This is a genomic window from Pseudomonas sp. G11, from assembly GCF_029457515.1.
Lineage (GTDB): Bacteria > Pseudomonadota > Gammaproteobacteria > Pseudomonadales > Pseudomonadaceae > Aquipseudomonas > Aquipseudomonas gorinensis.
Genome location: NZ_CP120377.1, coordinates 552,234 through 567,489, shown reverse-complemented (window position 1 = coordinate 567,489; position 15,256 = coordinate 552,234). Strand labels below are relative to the sequence as shown.

The following is a 15,256-nucleotide window of genomic DNA, read 5'->3' as shown; positions in this document are numbered from 1 at the left end:
GGTTTACAGGTCATTCAAATGGGCTGCTGCCCATTCGCGCACTTCGGCGTAGGGGTAGTCTTCCAGCGCTGCAAACCCCGGAATGCCCCGTGCCTTCAACTTGGTGAACAACGGCACGCTGATACCGCCCAGGAAGCGCGTCAGCCGCTCCGCACCAGGCAAGTGACCGGTGTGCTCATGATGCCTGTGGATAAAATCACCGCACAGTCCCATGAAGTTTTTATCCACAAGCGGCGGCAGGCTCGGCGGCGCCGGCAAATGCGCGACATGACCGTGGCACACCGAACAATGCCCGCAACGCTGCGGCGCATTCTCATCACCAAAATACTGGGCGAGGCGTTGCCCCAGGCAATGATCGGTGGCAAACAGGTCGAGCATGGCGTGAATCCGTGCCACTTCTCCCACCTCGTGCTGCTTGAAGCCTGTGTATAACTCAGCACTCAGTGCCTGTGGATCAAAGTCGGTATTGAGCAGGCTATAGACCTCAGTCATCTGCTTGCTTTCCAGCTCGATCAGGCCCTGTTCCTGGAAGTAATCCAGCGCCTTCACCACCCGATTGCGCTCGGCATTGTGCTGTTGATACAGCGCGTCGAAATCCACCGTCGCCCAGGTTTTCGCACGTTTGCACACCTGGACGATCGCCGCGACAAACTGCTGGCGCTCGCCGGAAAAACGCGCCAGCAAGGCGTCGGGCTCTATCAGGTACTTGAAGCGGTACTCGGCATAAAACGCATAGCGCGGGGCGATCACGCCCTTGAGCTCCAGCTGGACCAGCAACGTCTTGAGCGGCAGCTCGCGGATGTTGCTGTGGTCCGACAGCGAACGCAGCAGGAACTCCCACTGCCCATCGCTGCGCACGGCCTGCAACTCTTCCAGTACACGGCGAATCCCTTCCTGCTCGGGCGTGTCGCCATACACAAAGTTCTCCAGCACATTGAGGCTGTCGCGGTTGGCCAGTACCAGGCAATCGGACGGTTGGCCATCGCGCCCCGCGCGGCCGATTTCCTGGCTGTAGTTCTCGATGGACTTGGGCAGGTCGAAGTGCACCACATTGCGAATGTCGCTCTTGTCGATCCCCATGCCAAACGCAATGGTGGCGACGATGCAATTGGAGCGCCCTCCCATGAAGCGCTGTTGGATGCCCTCGCGCTTATCGTGGGGCAAACCCGCGTGATACGCCTCGGCCTGGATGCCGTTGCGGTTCAGGTGCTCGGCAATCTGCTCGGCGGTTTTCTGCAAGGTGACGTAGACGATGCTCGGCTGGTTGGCGCGTTCACCCATCCACTGCACCAACCGCCGACGCTTGTCTGCGCCCGCTACCGGCTCCACCAGCAGGTTGAGGTTGGGCCGGTAGAAGCCTGTGGTGACCACGTCGCCTGGGGCAATGGCGAACTTGGCCTGCATGTCGGCAATCACCTTGGGCGTGGCCGTGGCAGTCAACAGCAGCGCTTGTGGGATATTGAACTGGCGCTGGTAGTCCGGCAGCTTCAGATAGTCCGGACGAAAGTTGTGACCCCATTCGGAAATACAGTGCGCTTCGTCCACCACCAGCAACGAGATCGGCACGCTTTGCAGAAAGTTGCGAAAGCGCTCGTTCTTCAAACGCTCCACGGAAATCATCAGGATTTTCAACTCGCCCGAACGCGCACGCGCCATCACATCGTTGGCGTCATCGCGGCTCTGGGCCGAATCGATACTGCCGGCCGAAATGCCATGGCGTTGCAGGAACCCCAACTGGTCCTGCATCAGCGCCAGCAACGGCGACACTACCAACGTCAGGTGCGGCAGCAATACCGCCGACAGCTGGTAACACAGGGACTTTCCCGACCCGGTAGGGAAAATCGCCGCGGCCGAACGCCCGGCCAGTACGGCGCTGACGGTTTCTTCCTGGCCCGAACGAAACTGTGGATAACCAAAGACCTGCTGGAGGGTGTCGTGCATAGCTGTCACTCCATTGACCGCTGAAGGTGGCTCAAAAACATAGCCTGGGATATTCAGCGAATCGAGAAAGGTCGTGAGGAAAAAAGAGACAGGATGATACACAGGGTGCAGCCATGGCCTTGGGCCAAATGTGACAAGTTCGACTGGGTCTGCAGGAACGCCACAAACCAAATGTGGGAGAGGGCTTGCTCCCGATGGCAGTAGATCCGTCAGTTATGAGTAACCGATCCACCGCTATCGGGGGCAAGCCCCCTCCCACATTTTTAGAGCTGCGCTACGGCTGGATCAGCGGTTTTGCACCCGCTCGATGGCCGTGTCATACACTGGATTGGCCTTCTGCTCCTTGGCCAACTGGTAATGACGCAACGCATCCGCGAACTGCCCCGCCGCTTCGTAGATCCGCGCGATGTTGTAGTAGGCACCGGCCCGCACGGTTGCGGCATTGGCGCCGCTCGCCAGGGCGATGGCCTTGCGGTTGGCCCAGATCGACTCGGCGGTGTTGCCAGCTTTCTGATACGCCAGGCCCAGGTTGCCGTAGGCTTTGCCGAAGCCGTTGTCCAGCTCGATGGCCTGACGGAACAGGTCGATGGCTCCATCCAGCTTGCCCGCCTGGTAGGCCGCCTCACCTTGCAGGTTCAGACGCTTCGCATCCGTTTGTGCGGAAGAGCTGACAGCCACGGCCGCGACCGCGACGCTGTCATCCAGCAACGGCTTGACTTCGTTGAGCACATCCTTGGCGTCCACATTCACACCGCTGAAGGTGTTGATGTCCTGGAAGTCACCGCTGCCCGTCATGCGGAACACGGTCCACAGGTTGCCACTGCGGTTTTTCGGCACGTAGTAGGTGCGCACCAGGGACTGGCCCATATACACGAACACCTTGGCTTCGCTGTTGGAGAGTTGGCGCGAACCCGGGTTGGCGATGTTGGTGAAGTCATGCACGGCATATACGTAGCTTTCGCCGTAGTGTTTTTTCTGCAGGGTGATGGTTTCCGGGCCGTAGCTGTCGACGTCATCCACGTCCAGCTCGGCATCGGTACCTTTCTGATTCTCGAAATAGATATTGTTGCCAGGGAAGATCATATGGGAGTCGAGGTCTTCCGGGGTCTTGCCCCAGGTCAGCACCACACGCAGGCCGTCGAGGTTTTCCATCACTGGGCTGATGGCGTAGGTCATGCCTTTGCACGGGCACTTCACCACCAGGTTTGAGTAGCCGGGCTTCTTGATGATCAACAGGTTGCTGGCATCATCAGCGGCTTCGCTGGTGAGGGTCACCTGGCCCTGGGCGTTGGTACGGCCTACCACGTTCTGCGCGCCGTTGCGTTGCAGCAACACTTCGGCGTCGGCGATTTTCTGATCCTTGACCACTGCGCTGAGCACCTCGATCGGCAACTGCTCGGCCTGGATCGAAAACGCCACTGCGCACAAAGACATCGCCGAAGCGACACGAAGCAAACCCATGCTTAACTCCCTTTAAGTAGTGGACGGGATCGTCCTACAAGATTTTGCGGTGAAACATACGCTGAATTCAGCACGCCGGCGGACTTTTTATACAAAATGTGACGTGGTTTTTATCCCGCCTGCCCGCTGACGCATTGCGCTACAATCAAACCTTGCTACCCAGGAGTACGCTGCGATGAGCGAACTGACGTTTGAGCAAAAACAGGATCACTACCACAAGATCCGCCGTTCCAATTACCTGGCCAGCCTGCGCCTGGAAGGGTTCGACACCCAACCCGCTGATGTCGACAAACCCCTGCCGACCCGTGAAGCTGTCCTCGCCAAGTACCGCAACACCCCACGCTGATGCTCGACAAATACGGGGTGGGCCAGGATCCGTACTGCTACCCCGGTAGCAGCGTCCTGCGCAACCGCCTCGATTTGCACGATGAAGCGCGCCTGCACCAGGCCGAGCGGGAATTATCCGAAATCGCCGTAGGCGGCCTCCCACTCTTCCCGCCGCCCTATGATCTTGAACGGCTGCAACACATCCATCGCACCCTGTTCGGTGACATCTACGACTGGGCCGGTGAACTGCGCAGCGTCAACATCCAGAAAGGCGACACCCTGTTCTGCACCCCGGAACGCATCCCACCAGAAGCCGCGAAGATCATCCGGCAGATGGCCGAGGCAAACTGGTTTATCGGCGAGAGCCAAACCGAGTTGGTGAGCAAGGTCGCCGAGGCCTATGGCGACCTCAACGTCATCCACCCCTTCCGCGAGGGCAACGGCCGGGCGCAGCGCATTTTGTTTGAACAGATCATCGTGAACGCGGGGTATTCGGTGAACTGGTGGCTGGTCAAACACGCGGCATGGATACCGGCGAATATTGACGCGGTGGCGTGTGATTATCGGGGCTTGGAGGCGATTTTCGAGCGGTGTATCAGCAGGCCTGTAGGGCAATGATCGTTCCACACACTCAGCATGGGAGCGCCGCCTGTGACGCTCTGCGTCCCGCCATCCGCGCACGGCTTGAACCCTCGGCAGGGGTGGATGCATTCCCACGCGGGAGCGCGGGAACGGTCTGATCAACGATAACGCGGTAAACCAGAAGAAACGCGGCAGCGTTGAGTTCTTCGCGAGCCGCTCGCACCTACAATTGAGCAGCTTGGCCTGTTGAAGCATTGCTAAGTCACCAGTGCCAGAAACGGTTGTAGGAAACCTCCAAACACCGCGACATCCTCTTCCCAAACTGCTTCAAATACCCGTTCAACCCTCTACAGAAGTTACCCGTAGCTGAATGAAAATAACGCCCTCTCAACTGTTTCGGCAGAAACCCGTGAACATCGAAAGGACTCAACACATCGGCCACTACGGGGTCATCTTCACCGTGATGCGCTTTGCAGTGGTGCCTGGCAATAGCCATGTCCTGGCCAGCCCTGAGCGATCACTCTCAACCTTCGTCAGACAATACCAAGGTGGGTGAAACGATGACCGAATACTCTTTTTGGATCATCCTCATCACCCTCGTCTTACTCGCCGTATTGCTCGACAGAAAGATGAAGCGCCCTGCCCTCAGAACGTGGCTTGGGTTCGCCCTGATAGTGACAAGCCCAACACTTCTGTTTGGCGCCACGCGCTGGGTAACCGAGCTACAATTCGACAGCATTCCGGTGCTCGCTTTTAGCTACGGCATTCGCTTGCTGGTCACTCGAAACAGTTACCGCCTCCAACGCAACCCTCCCCCTCACCCACTCCTGCGTGCCCCCACCATGAACCTCGCCCCCAACTTCCCCGAAGACCCCGTGATGCAGCAGCTCCTGCAACTGCTGCACGAAGAAATCGGCCTGCCGAAACACAAGACCATCCGCCTGCAAACCTCACTCAATTTCGACCTGGGCTGTGACGCCAGTGAAGCCAAGCAACTCATGGAAGCACTGGAGCAGGAATTTGCCCTCGACCTAGGCGACTACGACACTTATCGTTACTTCAACCCACCGGTCTTTGACGTGTTCCTCAAGCGTCGAGCCAAGGGGCGTGGCGAAAAGGTCCCGCTGACCATCGGCATGCTCTACCTGGCGATCAAAACCCACAGCTGGGATACGCAGACGCTGGAAAACCTGAGCTGAGCGACCGTCGACTCCAGGCACACCATTGGATCTGCGCTAACCTGGCGAGCCGCGCTCAAAACAACAAGGACCTTACATGGATGTAACAATGGGCCTGCTGGCCGCCCTGCTCTGGGGTGGCACAGACTTTCTCGTGGGCCTTAACGCCCGGGCCGTGGGCGTTAAACGCGCGGTGTACTTCGGCCAAGCCCTCGGCTTCCTGATCATGACCCTGCTGCTGGTGATCTTCCCGGCCTTGCTTCTCAAGGCCCTGAACGCCTCCCTGAGCACCTGGCTGCTGGGCATTGCTGCCGCGCTGTTCACCGTCTCCGGCGCCCTCGCCCTGTCCAAGGCTTTCGCCTTGGGCAAAGCCGCCATCTTCGCGCCGCTGGTGACGTCCTACGGCGTCGTCACTACCCTGCTGTCCTGGGCGAGCGGCGAACACATCAGCCTGATCCAGCTCAGCTGCATTGTCCTGTGCGTCATCGGTGTAATCCTCTCCAGCATTCACAAGGACAACGGCGTCCCCCACAGCACGTCAAACCGCTCCATCGCCTACGCCATGCTCGCGGCGATGCTGTACGGCACCAGTTTCTGGTTGCAAGGCCGCTACACGCTACCGACGCTGGGAGCGATCACCATGCTCTGGCTCGGCTACCTGGTGGGCCTATGCGTGCTGGTGGTGATGGTGCTGAAGATCAAGGATGGCCTGAAGATCCCGCCGTTGAAAAACTGCGCGGCGCTGACCGGCGCGAGTGTGATGAACCTGGGTGGTTTCTCGGCGTTTTCGTGGGGGGCGATGGCAGGGTCGGTGTCAGTAGTGACAGTCATCAGTACGTTATCAGGCGGGATTGCGGCGATCCTGGGGTTTGTGTTTTTCAAGGAACGCTTGTCGGCGGTGCAGGTGCTGGGGGTTGTGCTGGTACTGGTCGGGGCCGTAGTCCTGCACCTTGCGCAATGATCAGCGCCCACAAAAAAGCCGCCCACTGGGGGCGGCTTTTTAACAGCGACTGACTCTTACAACTTCGGACCCGCAGCCTTGATCGCATCACTCACTTCAAACTTCTTGAAGTTCTCGATGAACAGGCCGGCCAGCGCCTTCGCTGCCTCGTCGTAAGCCGACTTGTCAGCCCAGGTGTTACGTGGGTTCAACAGGCCAGTCTCAACACCCGGTACAGCCAACGGCACGTCCAGGTTGATGGTGTCGAGGTGCTCGGTTTCAACGCCGATCAGCGCGCCGCTCTGGATCGCTGCGATCACGCCGCGAGTGGTCGGGATGTTGAAGCGCTTGCCGACGCCGTAGCCGCCGCCGGTCCAGCCGGTGTTGACCAGGTAGACCTTGGAACCGAAGCCGCGGATGCGTTTGATCAGCAGCTCAGCGTACTCACCGGCAGGGCGTGGGAAGAACGGCGCGCCAAAGCAGGTGGAGAAGGTCGACTTGATGCCGCTGCCGGAACCCATTTCGGTCGAGCCCACCAGTGCGGTGTAGCCGGACAGGAAGTGGTAGGCCGCTTGTTCTTCGCTGAGGATGGACACTGGCGGCAGTACGCCGGTCAGGTCGCAGGTCAGGAAGATCACCGCGTTAGGCTCGCCACCAAGGTTCTTCTCGGAACGCTTGGCCACGTGCTCAAGCGGGTAGGCCGCGCGGCTGTTCTGGGTCAGGCTGACATCGGAGTAGTCGGCGTGCCCGGCCTCGTCGATGACGACGTTTTCCAGCACGGCGCCATGCTTGATGGCTTTCCAGATAACCGGCTCGTTCTTCTCGGACAGGTCGATGCATTTGGCATAGCAACCGCCTTCGATGTTGAACACCACGCCTTCGCCCCAGCCGTGTTCGTCGTCACCGATCAGGTAACGGCTTTCGTCGGCGGACAGGGTGGTCTTGCCGGTGCCGGACAGGCCGAAGAACAGGGTCACGTCGCCTGCTTCGCCAATGTTGGCGGCGCAGTGCATCGGCAAAACGTCGGCAGCCGGCAGCAGGAAGTTCTGTACCGAGAACATGGCTTTTTTCATCTCACCGGCGTAGCGCATGCCGGCGATCAGCACTTTTTTCTGGGCAAAATTGAGGATCACGCAACCGTCGGAGTTGGTGCCGTCACGCTCTGGCACGCATTCGAAGTTGGCCACGTTGAGCACTTGCCACTCGTCACGGCCGGCCGGGTTGTACTTGGCCGGGTTGATGAACAGGCAACGACCGAACAGGTTCTGCCAGGCAGTCTGGGTGGTCATCTTCACGGCCAGGTAGTGGTCTTCGGAAGCCCCTACATGCACGTGGGAAACAAAATGCTCTTGCGCGTTGTTGAACGCCTCGACACGCGCCCACAGGGCGTCGAACTTGTCGGCCGGAAACTTGCGGTTGATCGGGCCCCAGGCAATGGCGTCCTGGGTGGAAGGCTCTTCAACGATGAAACGGTCGACTGGCGAACGGCCGGTACGGTGACCGGTTTCTACGACCAGCGCGCCAGTATCGGCAAGCACGCCTTCACCGCGCTGCAGGGCTTCTTTGACCAGATCGTCAACACTCAGATCGGTGTATACGGCGTTATTGGCTTGCGTCATGAGGTTCCCCGTCGGCCTATGGCCGAGTGCTCCAAACGTTTTGTAGTAGAAAGTTGCGCACTACTACCGCGAAAAAAGTGGGCCGGATTATGCCAGAAAAGCCCAAAAAAAGTAGGGCCCTCCCGTCAGAACAGCGCTAATCCGGCATTTGTCAGGTGATTTACCTGTACTTAAACGTTTTAGTGGCGGGTATCGGAAGGGGTATCAATGCCCGCCCCGGCGAACAATTGAGCCACATCGGCAGCATCGAACAGGTAGCGCTCGTTGCAGAACTGGCAATCGATCTCGATATTTCCACCGTGCTCCACCACCAATGCCTGCGCATCTTCCAGGCCCAGGCTGACCAGCGCATTGGCCGAACGCTCGCGCGAACAGCTGCAATTGAAGCGCAGGGACTGTGCATCGAACAGGCGTACAGCCTCTTCGTGGTAGAGGCGATGCAGGATGGTTTCGTTATCCAGGGCCAGCAGCTCTTCAGCGGTGAGGGTGCCCGCCAGGGCGGTCAGCTTGCGCCAGCTGTCGGTGCGCTCATCGTCGTCCTTGATGCGGTCGGCCGGCAATTGTTGCAACAACAGGCCACGGGCACACATGCCGTCGGCGTTGAGCCAGAACTTGGTGCCGACTTGCTGGGACATCACGAAATAGTTGGTGAAGCAATCCGACAGGGTTTCGCCGTCGAGGTCGACGATGCCCTGGTAGCGCTGGCCTTCGGTGGGGTCAACGGTGATTGCCAGCACGCCGTTGGCCATCAGGTCGGACAGGGTCGCGTCCGGGGCGATCAAGTCGGCGTCGTAACGGGCCAGGCCACGGATTTCCCGCTCGCTGGAACATTCGATCATCAGCATCGGAACAGGGCCTTCGGACCGCGCCTGAAGAATCAGCAAACCATCGAATTTCATGGTGCCTACCAGCAGCGAAGCCGCCGCCATCAACTCACCGAGCAGTTGCGCGACCGGCTCCGGATAGGGGTGCTTGGCAAGGACTTCGGCATAGCTGCGCTCCAGCGAGACCAGTTCGCCGCGGGCGTCGATCTCGTCGAAGATGAAGCGTTGGGTGAAGTCGGTATCCGGTAAATCAGTCATAGGTCTGGGTATCTGAATTGATGACAAATTGATGACAAGGTTTATAAAATTAAACGCTTTAGCACCAAATTGGTGCGGTTTTCTCCTGGCAACAGAGAGCTTATATAGAGCGAAGAGGGACAGTTTATGAACAATCCGGGTTTGTTCCAAGCCAAGTGGAACCTCCGGCGATGGGCTCTTTGCAATCTACTCGCTATCGGACTGCTGGTTTTTTGGCTGTGGCCCACGGGCCAGATGCTGTGTGTGATTTTCGACGAGTGGCTGTTTCACCTGCTCAATGACCCGTTGGCGACCAGCCCGACCTGGCTGCACACGTGGGCCGTAGCCAGTCTGCGGCCGTTTGATGCGGTGGTCGGGGTTATCTTGCTGACGTTGCTGATTCGCGGTGACTGGGTATTCAAGGCCGCGCAGGTGCGCCAGGCGACGTTAGGATTTGTCGGCATTCTGCTGCTGTTGCTGTTCATCCGCATGCTGTTTTCCAAACTCGCGGCACAGATGGGCTGGCAACACAGCAGCCCGTCGATGGTCATCAGCGGCGCCATTCAAATGAGCGACTTGTTCCCTGGCCTGGAGAAGACCTGGGAGCTGAAAGACCGTTCGAGCCAGAGCTTCCCGGGGGACCATGCTTCGGTGTTGCTGATCTGGGGGATGTTCATGACCGTGTTCGCTAGGCGGGTTGGCCAGGTACTGGTGATCTGGGGCCTGGCGCTGTTGTTCATGATGCCGCGCCTGGTGGCGGGGGCGCACTGGGGCCAGGACGATTACATCGGCGGCGTGCTGCTGGCGTTGCTGGCGCTGGGGTGGGGGTATTACACCCCGTTTGCGGCGAAGGTGTCGGGCGCTTTGCTACACGTGACGGCGCCGCTGTTCGGCCTGTTTCAGCGAGTGCCGCTGATCGGTCGACTCAGTGTCGTAAGGGCAACGCATTAGCCTGCGGCGAGCGGGCTTGCCACAACAAGCCCGCCACCGTTCGACAAGGTTAATCATCATTGCCACTGCCGCGAAACTTGAACAGGTCGCGGCGCTGCTTCTTGCTCGGCTTGCCATCGGTGGTCATGCCGGTGGCACCTGCCTTGCGCATGGCCGCCGCATTTTCGCGCTTGGCGATGCTGGCTTCCGTTTCGACATACAGCGCTTGCGCTTCGGGCGCACCACGGCGAACGGTGGAAAGGGCCTGGACCACGACGGTCTTTTCTTCAAAACCTATACGAACCTGCAACTCATCGCCGATCCGCGGCTCCTTGCCCGGTTTGCAGCGCTCGCCGCGATGATGCACCTTGCCGCTCTCGATAGCGGCCTTGGCCAGGGCACGCGTTTTAAAGAAACGCGCCGCCCACAACCATTTGTCCAGACGGACTTTTTCTTCCTCTTCCTGCTTTTGAGCCACTTGAATTCCTCGCTCTGAAAAATGTCGCAACTTTACCGTTGAAACCCTTCGACGCATAAACCCCCAGGCTCACCTAAGATACGCCAGGTAGTAACTTGTTTACGCGAGGATATCCTGTGACCGAATTCCCGACTTCACTCACCTCGCCTGATCAACGCTGCGTGGGGTGCCAGCAAAGCGAACCCCTGGGCTTTGATTTCGCTTTCGCCTACCAGCCTATCGTAGACCTGCGTGACCATTCGATCTTTGCCCACGAGGCCCTGGTGCGCGGCACCCATGGCGAAGGGGCGCTGTCAGTGCTGGAGCAGATCAACGATAGCAACCGCTACCGTTTCGACCAGCGCTGCCGCACCCTGGCGATTGCCGGTGCCGCGGCACTGGGCATGCAAACCCGACTGTCCATCAACTTCATGCCCAACGCCGTCTATCGGCCCGAGCTGTGCATTCGCAGCACCCTGGAGGCAGCCCGGGCACATAACTTTCCACTGAACCAGCTGATTTTCGAGACACTGGAAAGCGAGCATGTAGATAACTATCGCCATTTGACCAATATTCTGCGTGAATACCGCGAATTCGGCTTCATGACCGCCATCGACGATTTCGGCGCGGGCTATTCGGGGCTGAATCTGCTGGCTGATTTCCAACCTGACCTGATCAAACTCGACATGGCGCTGATTCGCGATGTCGACCAGGATCGTGTCCGGCAGGTCATCGTCCAGGGGATTGTCACAATCTGTGAGCAGTTGGGGGTTACTGTCATCGCCGAAGGCATCGAAAGTGCCGGGGAGCGTGACTTCCTGTCCGACTGCGGAATATTTCTGATGCAGGGATACTGGTTCGCCAAACCCGCATTCAAAGCCCTGGCCGAGGTTACACCGAAGGCTTGGGCGAATTGACCGGTTACCCATATTGAAGACATTTGACCATTTGACCGTTGTGGGTCTGCGTGAGTGGGTAGCACTTCCCGACCTGGGAGTGGCTGGCCTGCGCGCCAAGATCGACACCGGTGCCAGCACCTCAAGCCTGCACGCCACCGACATCGAGCCTTTTGAGCGTGACGGTGAGAAGTGGGTGCGCTTTACCGCGCACCTGGGCAGCGTTGTACAACTGCGCCACCGCCGCTGCGAAGCGCCCCTGGTGACGATGAAAACCATCAAGAGCTCCAACGGCCATGCGCAGGTGCGCTACGTGATCAGCACCACCTTGGCATTGGGTGATCGGGTGTGGCGAGTTGAGTTCACCCTGGCCTGCCGCAAGGCCATGCGTTACCGCCTGCTGCTGGGCTCCAAGGCGCTGATTGACGGCCACCTGGTGGTCAATCCCGGCGTCAAGTACGTTCAAGACAAGCCGGTGTTCCCGGTCTCTACAATTTCTACCCCAGGTGCTGCATGAAGATTGCTGTGCTGTCGCGAAACCCGCGTCTGTATTCCACCCGCCGCCTGGTCGAGGCCGGCACCGAGCGTGGCCATGAAATGGTGGTGATCGACACGTTGCGTGCCTACATGAACATTGCCAGCCACAAGCCGCAGATTCACTACCGCGGCAAGCCGCTGGAGGGATTCGATGCGGTGATCCCACGTATTGGCGCCTCGGTAACGTTCTATGGCTGCGCCGTGTTGCGCCAGTTTGAAATGATGGGGGTGTACCCGCTCAATGAATCGGTCGCCATCGCGCGCTCGCGGGACAAGCTGCGTTCCCTGCAACTGCTTTCGCGTCGCGGTATCGGCCTGCCGGTCACCGGGTTTGCCCACTCCCCCGACGATATCCCCGACCTGATCGAAATGGTCAACGGTGCACCGCTGGTGATCAAGGTGCTCGAAGGTACCCAGGGTATCGGTGTGGTGCTGTGCGAAACCGCGACGGCGGCCGAGTCGGTGATCGAAGCCTTCATGGGCCTCAAGCAGAACATCATGGTGCAGGAGTACATCAAGGAAGCCGGCGGTGCGGATATCCGCTGCTTCGTGGTGGGCGACAAGGTGATTGCAGCAATGAAGCGCCAGGCCAAGCCGGGTGAGTTCCGCTCCAACCTGCACCGGGGCGGCAGCGCCAGCCTGATCAAGATCACCCCGGAAGAGCGCATGACCGCGCTACGGGCGGCCAAGGTCATGGGGTTGAGCGTGGCAGGCGTGGATATCTTGCGCTCCAATCACGGGCCGCTGGTGATGGAGGTGAACTCATCGCCGGGCCTGGAAGGGATCGAGACCACCACCGGCAAGGATGTGGCGGGGATCATCATTCAGCACTTGGAGAAGAGTGGCGGGCCGAATATGACCAGGACCAAAGGCAAGGGCTAGCACTACCGCCCCTGACGCAATCTATAACCCAATACGGGAGGGGCCGCCCCTCCCCTATTTTGCTCTGGGTTGTTTGCTAGACAGCGTCCCTGGGCAACATCAGCCCCAGCGGCAAGCGCACCCGCGCCTCCAGACCGCCGCCCTCACGGTTACGCAGTTCGACGTTACCGCCATGCATCGACGCAATCCGCCGCACAATCGCCAAGCCTAAACCGGTGCCCTTGCCACCCCGGGCACGGTCGCCACGGGTGAACGGGTTGAAGATGCCTTCCAGCTCCGCAGGGTCGATACCCGCTCCTCGGTCCATCACGCTCAGCACCACATAAGGCGCTGCGCTGTCGCCGGACACATATGCCGCTACTTCCACATCGGAACCGGCGTGGTGCAAGGCGTTTCCGATCAGGTTGTTCAACAGGCGCTTCATGGAAACCCGGCGCAACGCGAACGGCTGGATCGGCTCCAGACGCATACGCACCTGTTCGCCATTCTGGTTGTAGGGCGCCACCACCTCGCGCACCAGGTCGGTGAGGTCGACTTCTTCCACGACTTCATCACGGCCATCGCGGATAAACGCCAGGAACTGGTCGAGAATCGCGTCCATATCCTCGATATCGCGCACCATGTCATCGGTCAGGTCGGTATGGTTGCCCATCAGCTCCAGGGACAAGCGCAATCGCGTCAACGGCGTACGCAAGTCATGGGATACCCCCGCCAGCATGAGCTCGCGTTCGCGCCCGGCCTGTTCGACGTCCTCCGCCATCTGGTTGAACGCGCCATACACCTCGGTCATCTCGCTGGGAGTATCGCTGACCGGCAGGCGCACGCTGCGCCCCTGCCCCAGCTGGCGGGCGGCAAATACCAGGCGTTTGAGAGGCTGGTTGAGCTGACGCACAAAGATCCACGCCGACGCCGTCGAGAGCAGGCCGATGGCCAGGAACCAGCCCAACACGTTCCAGATCTTCTGTCCCCGCAGTGGGTGCGGGTACAGCGGTACTTTCAACCAGTCTTCACCCAGGCTCGGCGCGCGCACCCACAACGCTGGAGAAACGTGCATACGCAACCGAACCTCGGTGTCTTCACCCAGCTCCGCCTGCATCTGGCGCTGGTAGATTTCACTGTAGGGCCAATGCTGTTCTCCCTCCGGCACACCCGCGCCGGCGACGCGCACGAGGGTGGCCGCCTTGGCGATCTTCTCGCGGTTCTCGGGATCGGCGGCCCAATAGGCACGCAATGTCAGTGCAACGCCGTGGCTGTATTGTCGATCCACCAGCACGTCCTCGTTCATCAATAGATAAACCAGCGTCAGTGCCTTGGAGAACAGAACGACGATCAGCACCAGCCAAAGGGTGCGGGAGAAAAAACTTTGGGGGAACCACAGCGGGGTTTTCATAGAAGACAGCTAGACACCTTGCAGGAACGAGCAGCGCTCGCAGAATTGCAGACGCCGGGTATCCCGTCGACCCTCATCGGGCCAATCGCCAGGATACCCGCCCCTGCAAATCATTGGTCACTTGGTTGCGGTGCCATCCGGCACGAACACGTAACCCACACCCCATACCGTCTGGATATACCGCGGCTTGGATGGGTCCGGCTCGATCATCCGGCGCAGACGGGAAATCTGCACGTCGATGGAGCGTTCCAGGGCATCCCACTCACGGCCACGGGCCAGGTTCATCAGCTTGTCGCGCGTCAGCGGCTGGCGCGCGTTCATCACCAGGGCCTTGAGCACGGCGAATTCACCGGTAGTCAGCATGTGAACTTCGTCACCACGCTTGAGTTCACGGGTGGCCAGGGACAGCTCGTAGTCGCCAAAGGTGACGCTTTCGTCTTCACTGCCCGGAGCACCCGGTACCGAAGGTGCCTGGCGACGCAATACGGCCTTGACCCGCAGCATCAACTCGTCAGGGTTGAACGGTTTGGCCAGATAGTCATCAGCGCCCAGTTCCAGGCCCTTGATGCGGCTCAGCTCATCACCCTTGGCAGTCAGCATGATGATGGGAATCTGGTTGTTTGCGCTGCGCAGGCGTTTGCAGGCGGTGAGGCCGTCTTCGCCAGGCAACATCAGGTCGAGTACGACCAGGTTGAACACTTCACGCCCCAGCAGGCGGTCCATCTGCTCGGTATTCGGTACCGCGCGGGCACGATAGCCCTTGGAGTTGAAAAAGCGCTCCAGCAGGCTGCTCAGCCCCGGATCGTCGTCAACGATGAGAATTTTTTCGCCTTCAGCAGTTTGTGCAGTGCTGCTCATTGGATGCTCCTCTTATCTCGGCGCGCATTATGGCGTAGCTGCCGTTATACGCACCGTGTGCATTGTTAGCAGATTTTTCCTCTACCGCCAGCGAACCCGTGCCCTGCCTCACATTTGGCGCAGTACCCCCCAAGGGCAGAACGCTGGTTATAATGCGGCGCCTTCGTGCAGGGCAACGTCAGATCGTTACCGCTTAC

15 protein-coding genes are annotated in these 15,256 nt (G+C 59.5%); 8 read left to right on the top strand and 7 right to left on the bottom strand.

Features of this window, described 5'->3' with window-relative positions; genetic code table 11:
• Nucleotides 1–3: 3 nt before the first annotated feature.
• Together P2T68_RS02475 and P2T68_RS02470 are read right to left on the bottom strand one after the other, a co-directional pair.
• Nucleotides 4–1,941, bottom strand: a complete 1,938-nt coding sequence (locus P2T68_RS02475) for an ATP-dependent DNA helicase RecQ (protein ID WP_069075033.1) — start codon at nucleotides 1,939–1,941, stop codon at nucleotides 4–6.
• Between the two features lie 285 nt (nucleotides 1,942–2,226).
• Nucleotides 2,227–3,402 (bottom strand): tetratricopeptide repeat protein, encoded by a 1,176-nt coding sequence (locus P2T68_RS02470; protein ID WP_277378981.1) that lies wholly within the window; start codon nucleotides 3,400–3,402, stop codon nucleotides 2,227–2,229.
• Nucleotides 3,403–3,577: 175 nt separating this feature from the next.
• Between P2T68_RS02470 and P2T68_RS02465 the strand changes: the two genes are divergently transcribed.
• The 4 genes from P2T68_RS02465 to P2T68_RS02450 all read left to right on the top strand — a co-directional run bounded on the left by P2T68_RS02465 (nucleotide 3,578) and on the right by P2T68_RS02450 (nucleotide 6,450).
• Entirely contained in the window at nucleotides 3,578–3,748 is a 171-nt protein-coding gene (locus P2T68_RS02465; RefSeq protein WP_003236014.1) for a YhfG family protein, read from the top strand.
• Nucleotides 3,748–4,347: a putative adenosine monophosphate-protein transferase Fic gene (locus P2T68_RS02460; protein ID WP_150292036.1), complete on the top strand. Its 600-nt coding sequence runs from the start codon at nucleotides 3,748–3,750 to the stop codon at nucleotides 4,345–4,347. The genes P2T68_RS02465 and P2T68_RS02460 overlap by 1 nt, the downstream gene beginning before the upstream one ends.
• Nucleotides 4,348–5,153: 806 nt before the next feature.
• Nucleotides 5,154–5,510, top strand: a complete 357-nt coding sequence (locus tag P2T68_RS02455) for a DUF1493 family protein (RefSeq protein ID WP_277378980.1) — start codon at nucleotides 5,154–5,156, stop codon at nucleotides 5,508–5,510.
• An 88-nt stretch (nucleotides 5,511–5,598) separates the two neighbouring features.
• Nucleotides 5,599–6,450, top strand: coding sequence for a DMT family transporter (locus P2T68_RS02450; protein WP_277379729.1), 852 nt, complete (start codon nucleotides 5,599–5,601; stop codon nucleotides 6,448–6,450).
• 56 nt (nucleotides 6,451–6,506) lie between these two features.
• Here P2T68_RS02450 and P2T68_RS02445 read toward each other — a convergent pair whose 3' ends face one another.
• Both P2T68_RS02445 and hslO read right to left on the bottom strand, forming a co-directional pair.
• A complete protein-coding gene (locus tag P2T68_RS02445; protein ID WP_193690068.1) occupies nucleotides 6,507–8,048 on the bottom strand; it encodes a phosphoenolpyruvate carboxykinase in 1,542 nt (513 codons plus the stop codon).
• A 179-nt stretch (nucleotides 8,049–8,227) separates the two neighbouring features.
• Nucleotides 8,228–9,130: an Hsp33 family molecular chaperone HslO gene (gene hslO / locus P2T68_RS02440; RefSeq protein WP_024072807.1), complete on the bottom strand. Its 903-nt coding sequence runs from the start codon at nucleotides 9,128–9,130 to the stop codon at nucleotides 8,228–8,230.
• A 126-nt stretch (nucleotides 9,131–9,256) separates the two neighbouring features.
• On the opposite strand from hslO, the gene P2T68_RS02435 reads away from it, so the two are divergent.
• Nucleotides 9,257–10,060 carry a phosphatase PAP2 family protein gene (locus P2T68_RS02435; protein ID WP_150055341.1) on the top strand — a complete coding sequence of 268 codons (804 nt, stop codon included), beginning with the start codon at nucleotides 9,257–9,259 and terminating at the stop codon, nucleotides 10,058–10,060.
• A 49-nt stretch (nucleotides 10,061–10,109) separates the two neighbouring features.
• On the opposite strand, the gene P2T68_RS02430 is transcribed toward P2T68_RS02435, so the two are convergent.
• Nucleotides 10,110–10,517 carry a S4 domain-containing protein gene (locus tag P2T68_RS02430; RefSeq protein WP_024072805.1) on the bottom strand — a complete coding sequence of 136 codons (408 nt, stop codon included), beginning with the start codon at nucleotides 10,515–10,517 and terminating at the stop codon, nucleotides 10,110–10,112.
• Between the two features lie 116 nt (nucleotides 10,518–10,633).
• Here P2T68_RS02430 and P2T68_RS02425 point away from each other — a divergent pair, with 116 nt between their 5' ends.
• Genes P2T68_RS02425 through rimK form a run of 3 tightly spaced genes read left to right on the top strand, consistent with a single transcriptional unit; the run spans nucleotide 10,634 to nucleotide 12,811 of the window.
• Nucleotides 10,634–11,413, top strand: a complete 780-nt coding sequence (locus P2T68_RS02425) for an EAL domain-containing protein (protein WP_024072804.1) — start codon at nucleotides 10,634–10,636, stop codon at nucleotides 11,411–11,413.
• Nucleotides 11,414–11,444: 31 nt separating this feature from the next.
• Nucleotides 11,445–11,909, top strand: a complete 465-nt coding sequence (locus tag P2T68_RS02420; RefSeq protein WP_172831368.1) for an ATP-dependent zinc protease — start codon at nucleotides 11,445–11,447, stop codon at nucleotides 11,907–11,909.
• Entirely contained in the window at nucleotides 11,906–12,811 is a 906-nt protein-coding gene (rimK, locus tag P2T68_RS02415; RefSeq protein WP_024072802.1) for a 30S ribosomal protein S6--L-glutamate ligase, read from the top strand. Before P2T68_RS02420 ends, rimK begins: the two co-directional genes overlap by 4 nt.
• 76 nt (nucleotides 12,812–12,887) lie before the next feature.
• Here rimK and P2T68_RS02410 read toward each other — a convergent pair whose 3' ends face one another.
• Nucleotides 12,888–14,201, bottom strand: coding sequence for an ATP-binding protein (locus tag P2T68_RS02410; RefSeq protein WP_024072801.1), 1,314 nt, complete (start codon nucleotides 14,199–14,201; stop codon nucleotides 12,888–12,890).
• Between the two features lie 117 nt (nucleotides 14,202–14,318).
• Nucleotides 14,319–15,059 (bottom strand): two-component system response regulator OmpR, encoded by a 741-nt coding sequence (gene ompR / locus P2T68_RS02405; RefSeq protein ID WP_024072800.1) that lies wholly within the window; start codon nucleotides 15,057–15,059, stop codon nucleotides 14,319–14,321.
• Nucleotides 15,060–15,256 lie beyond the last annotated feature (197 nt).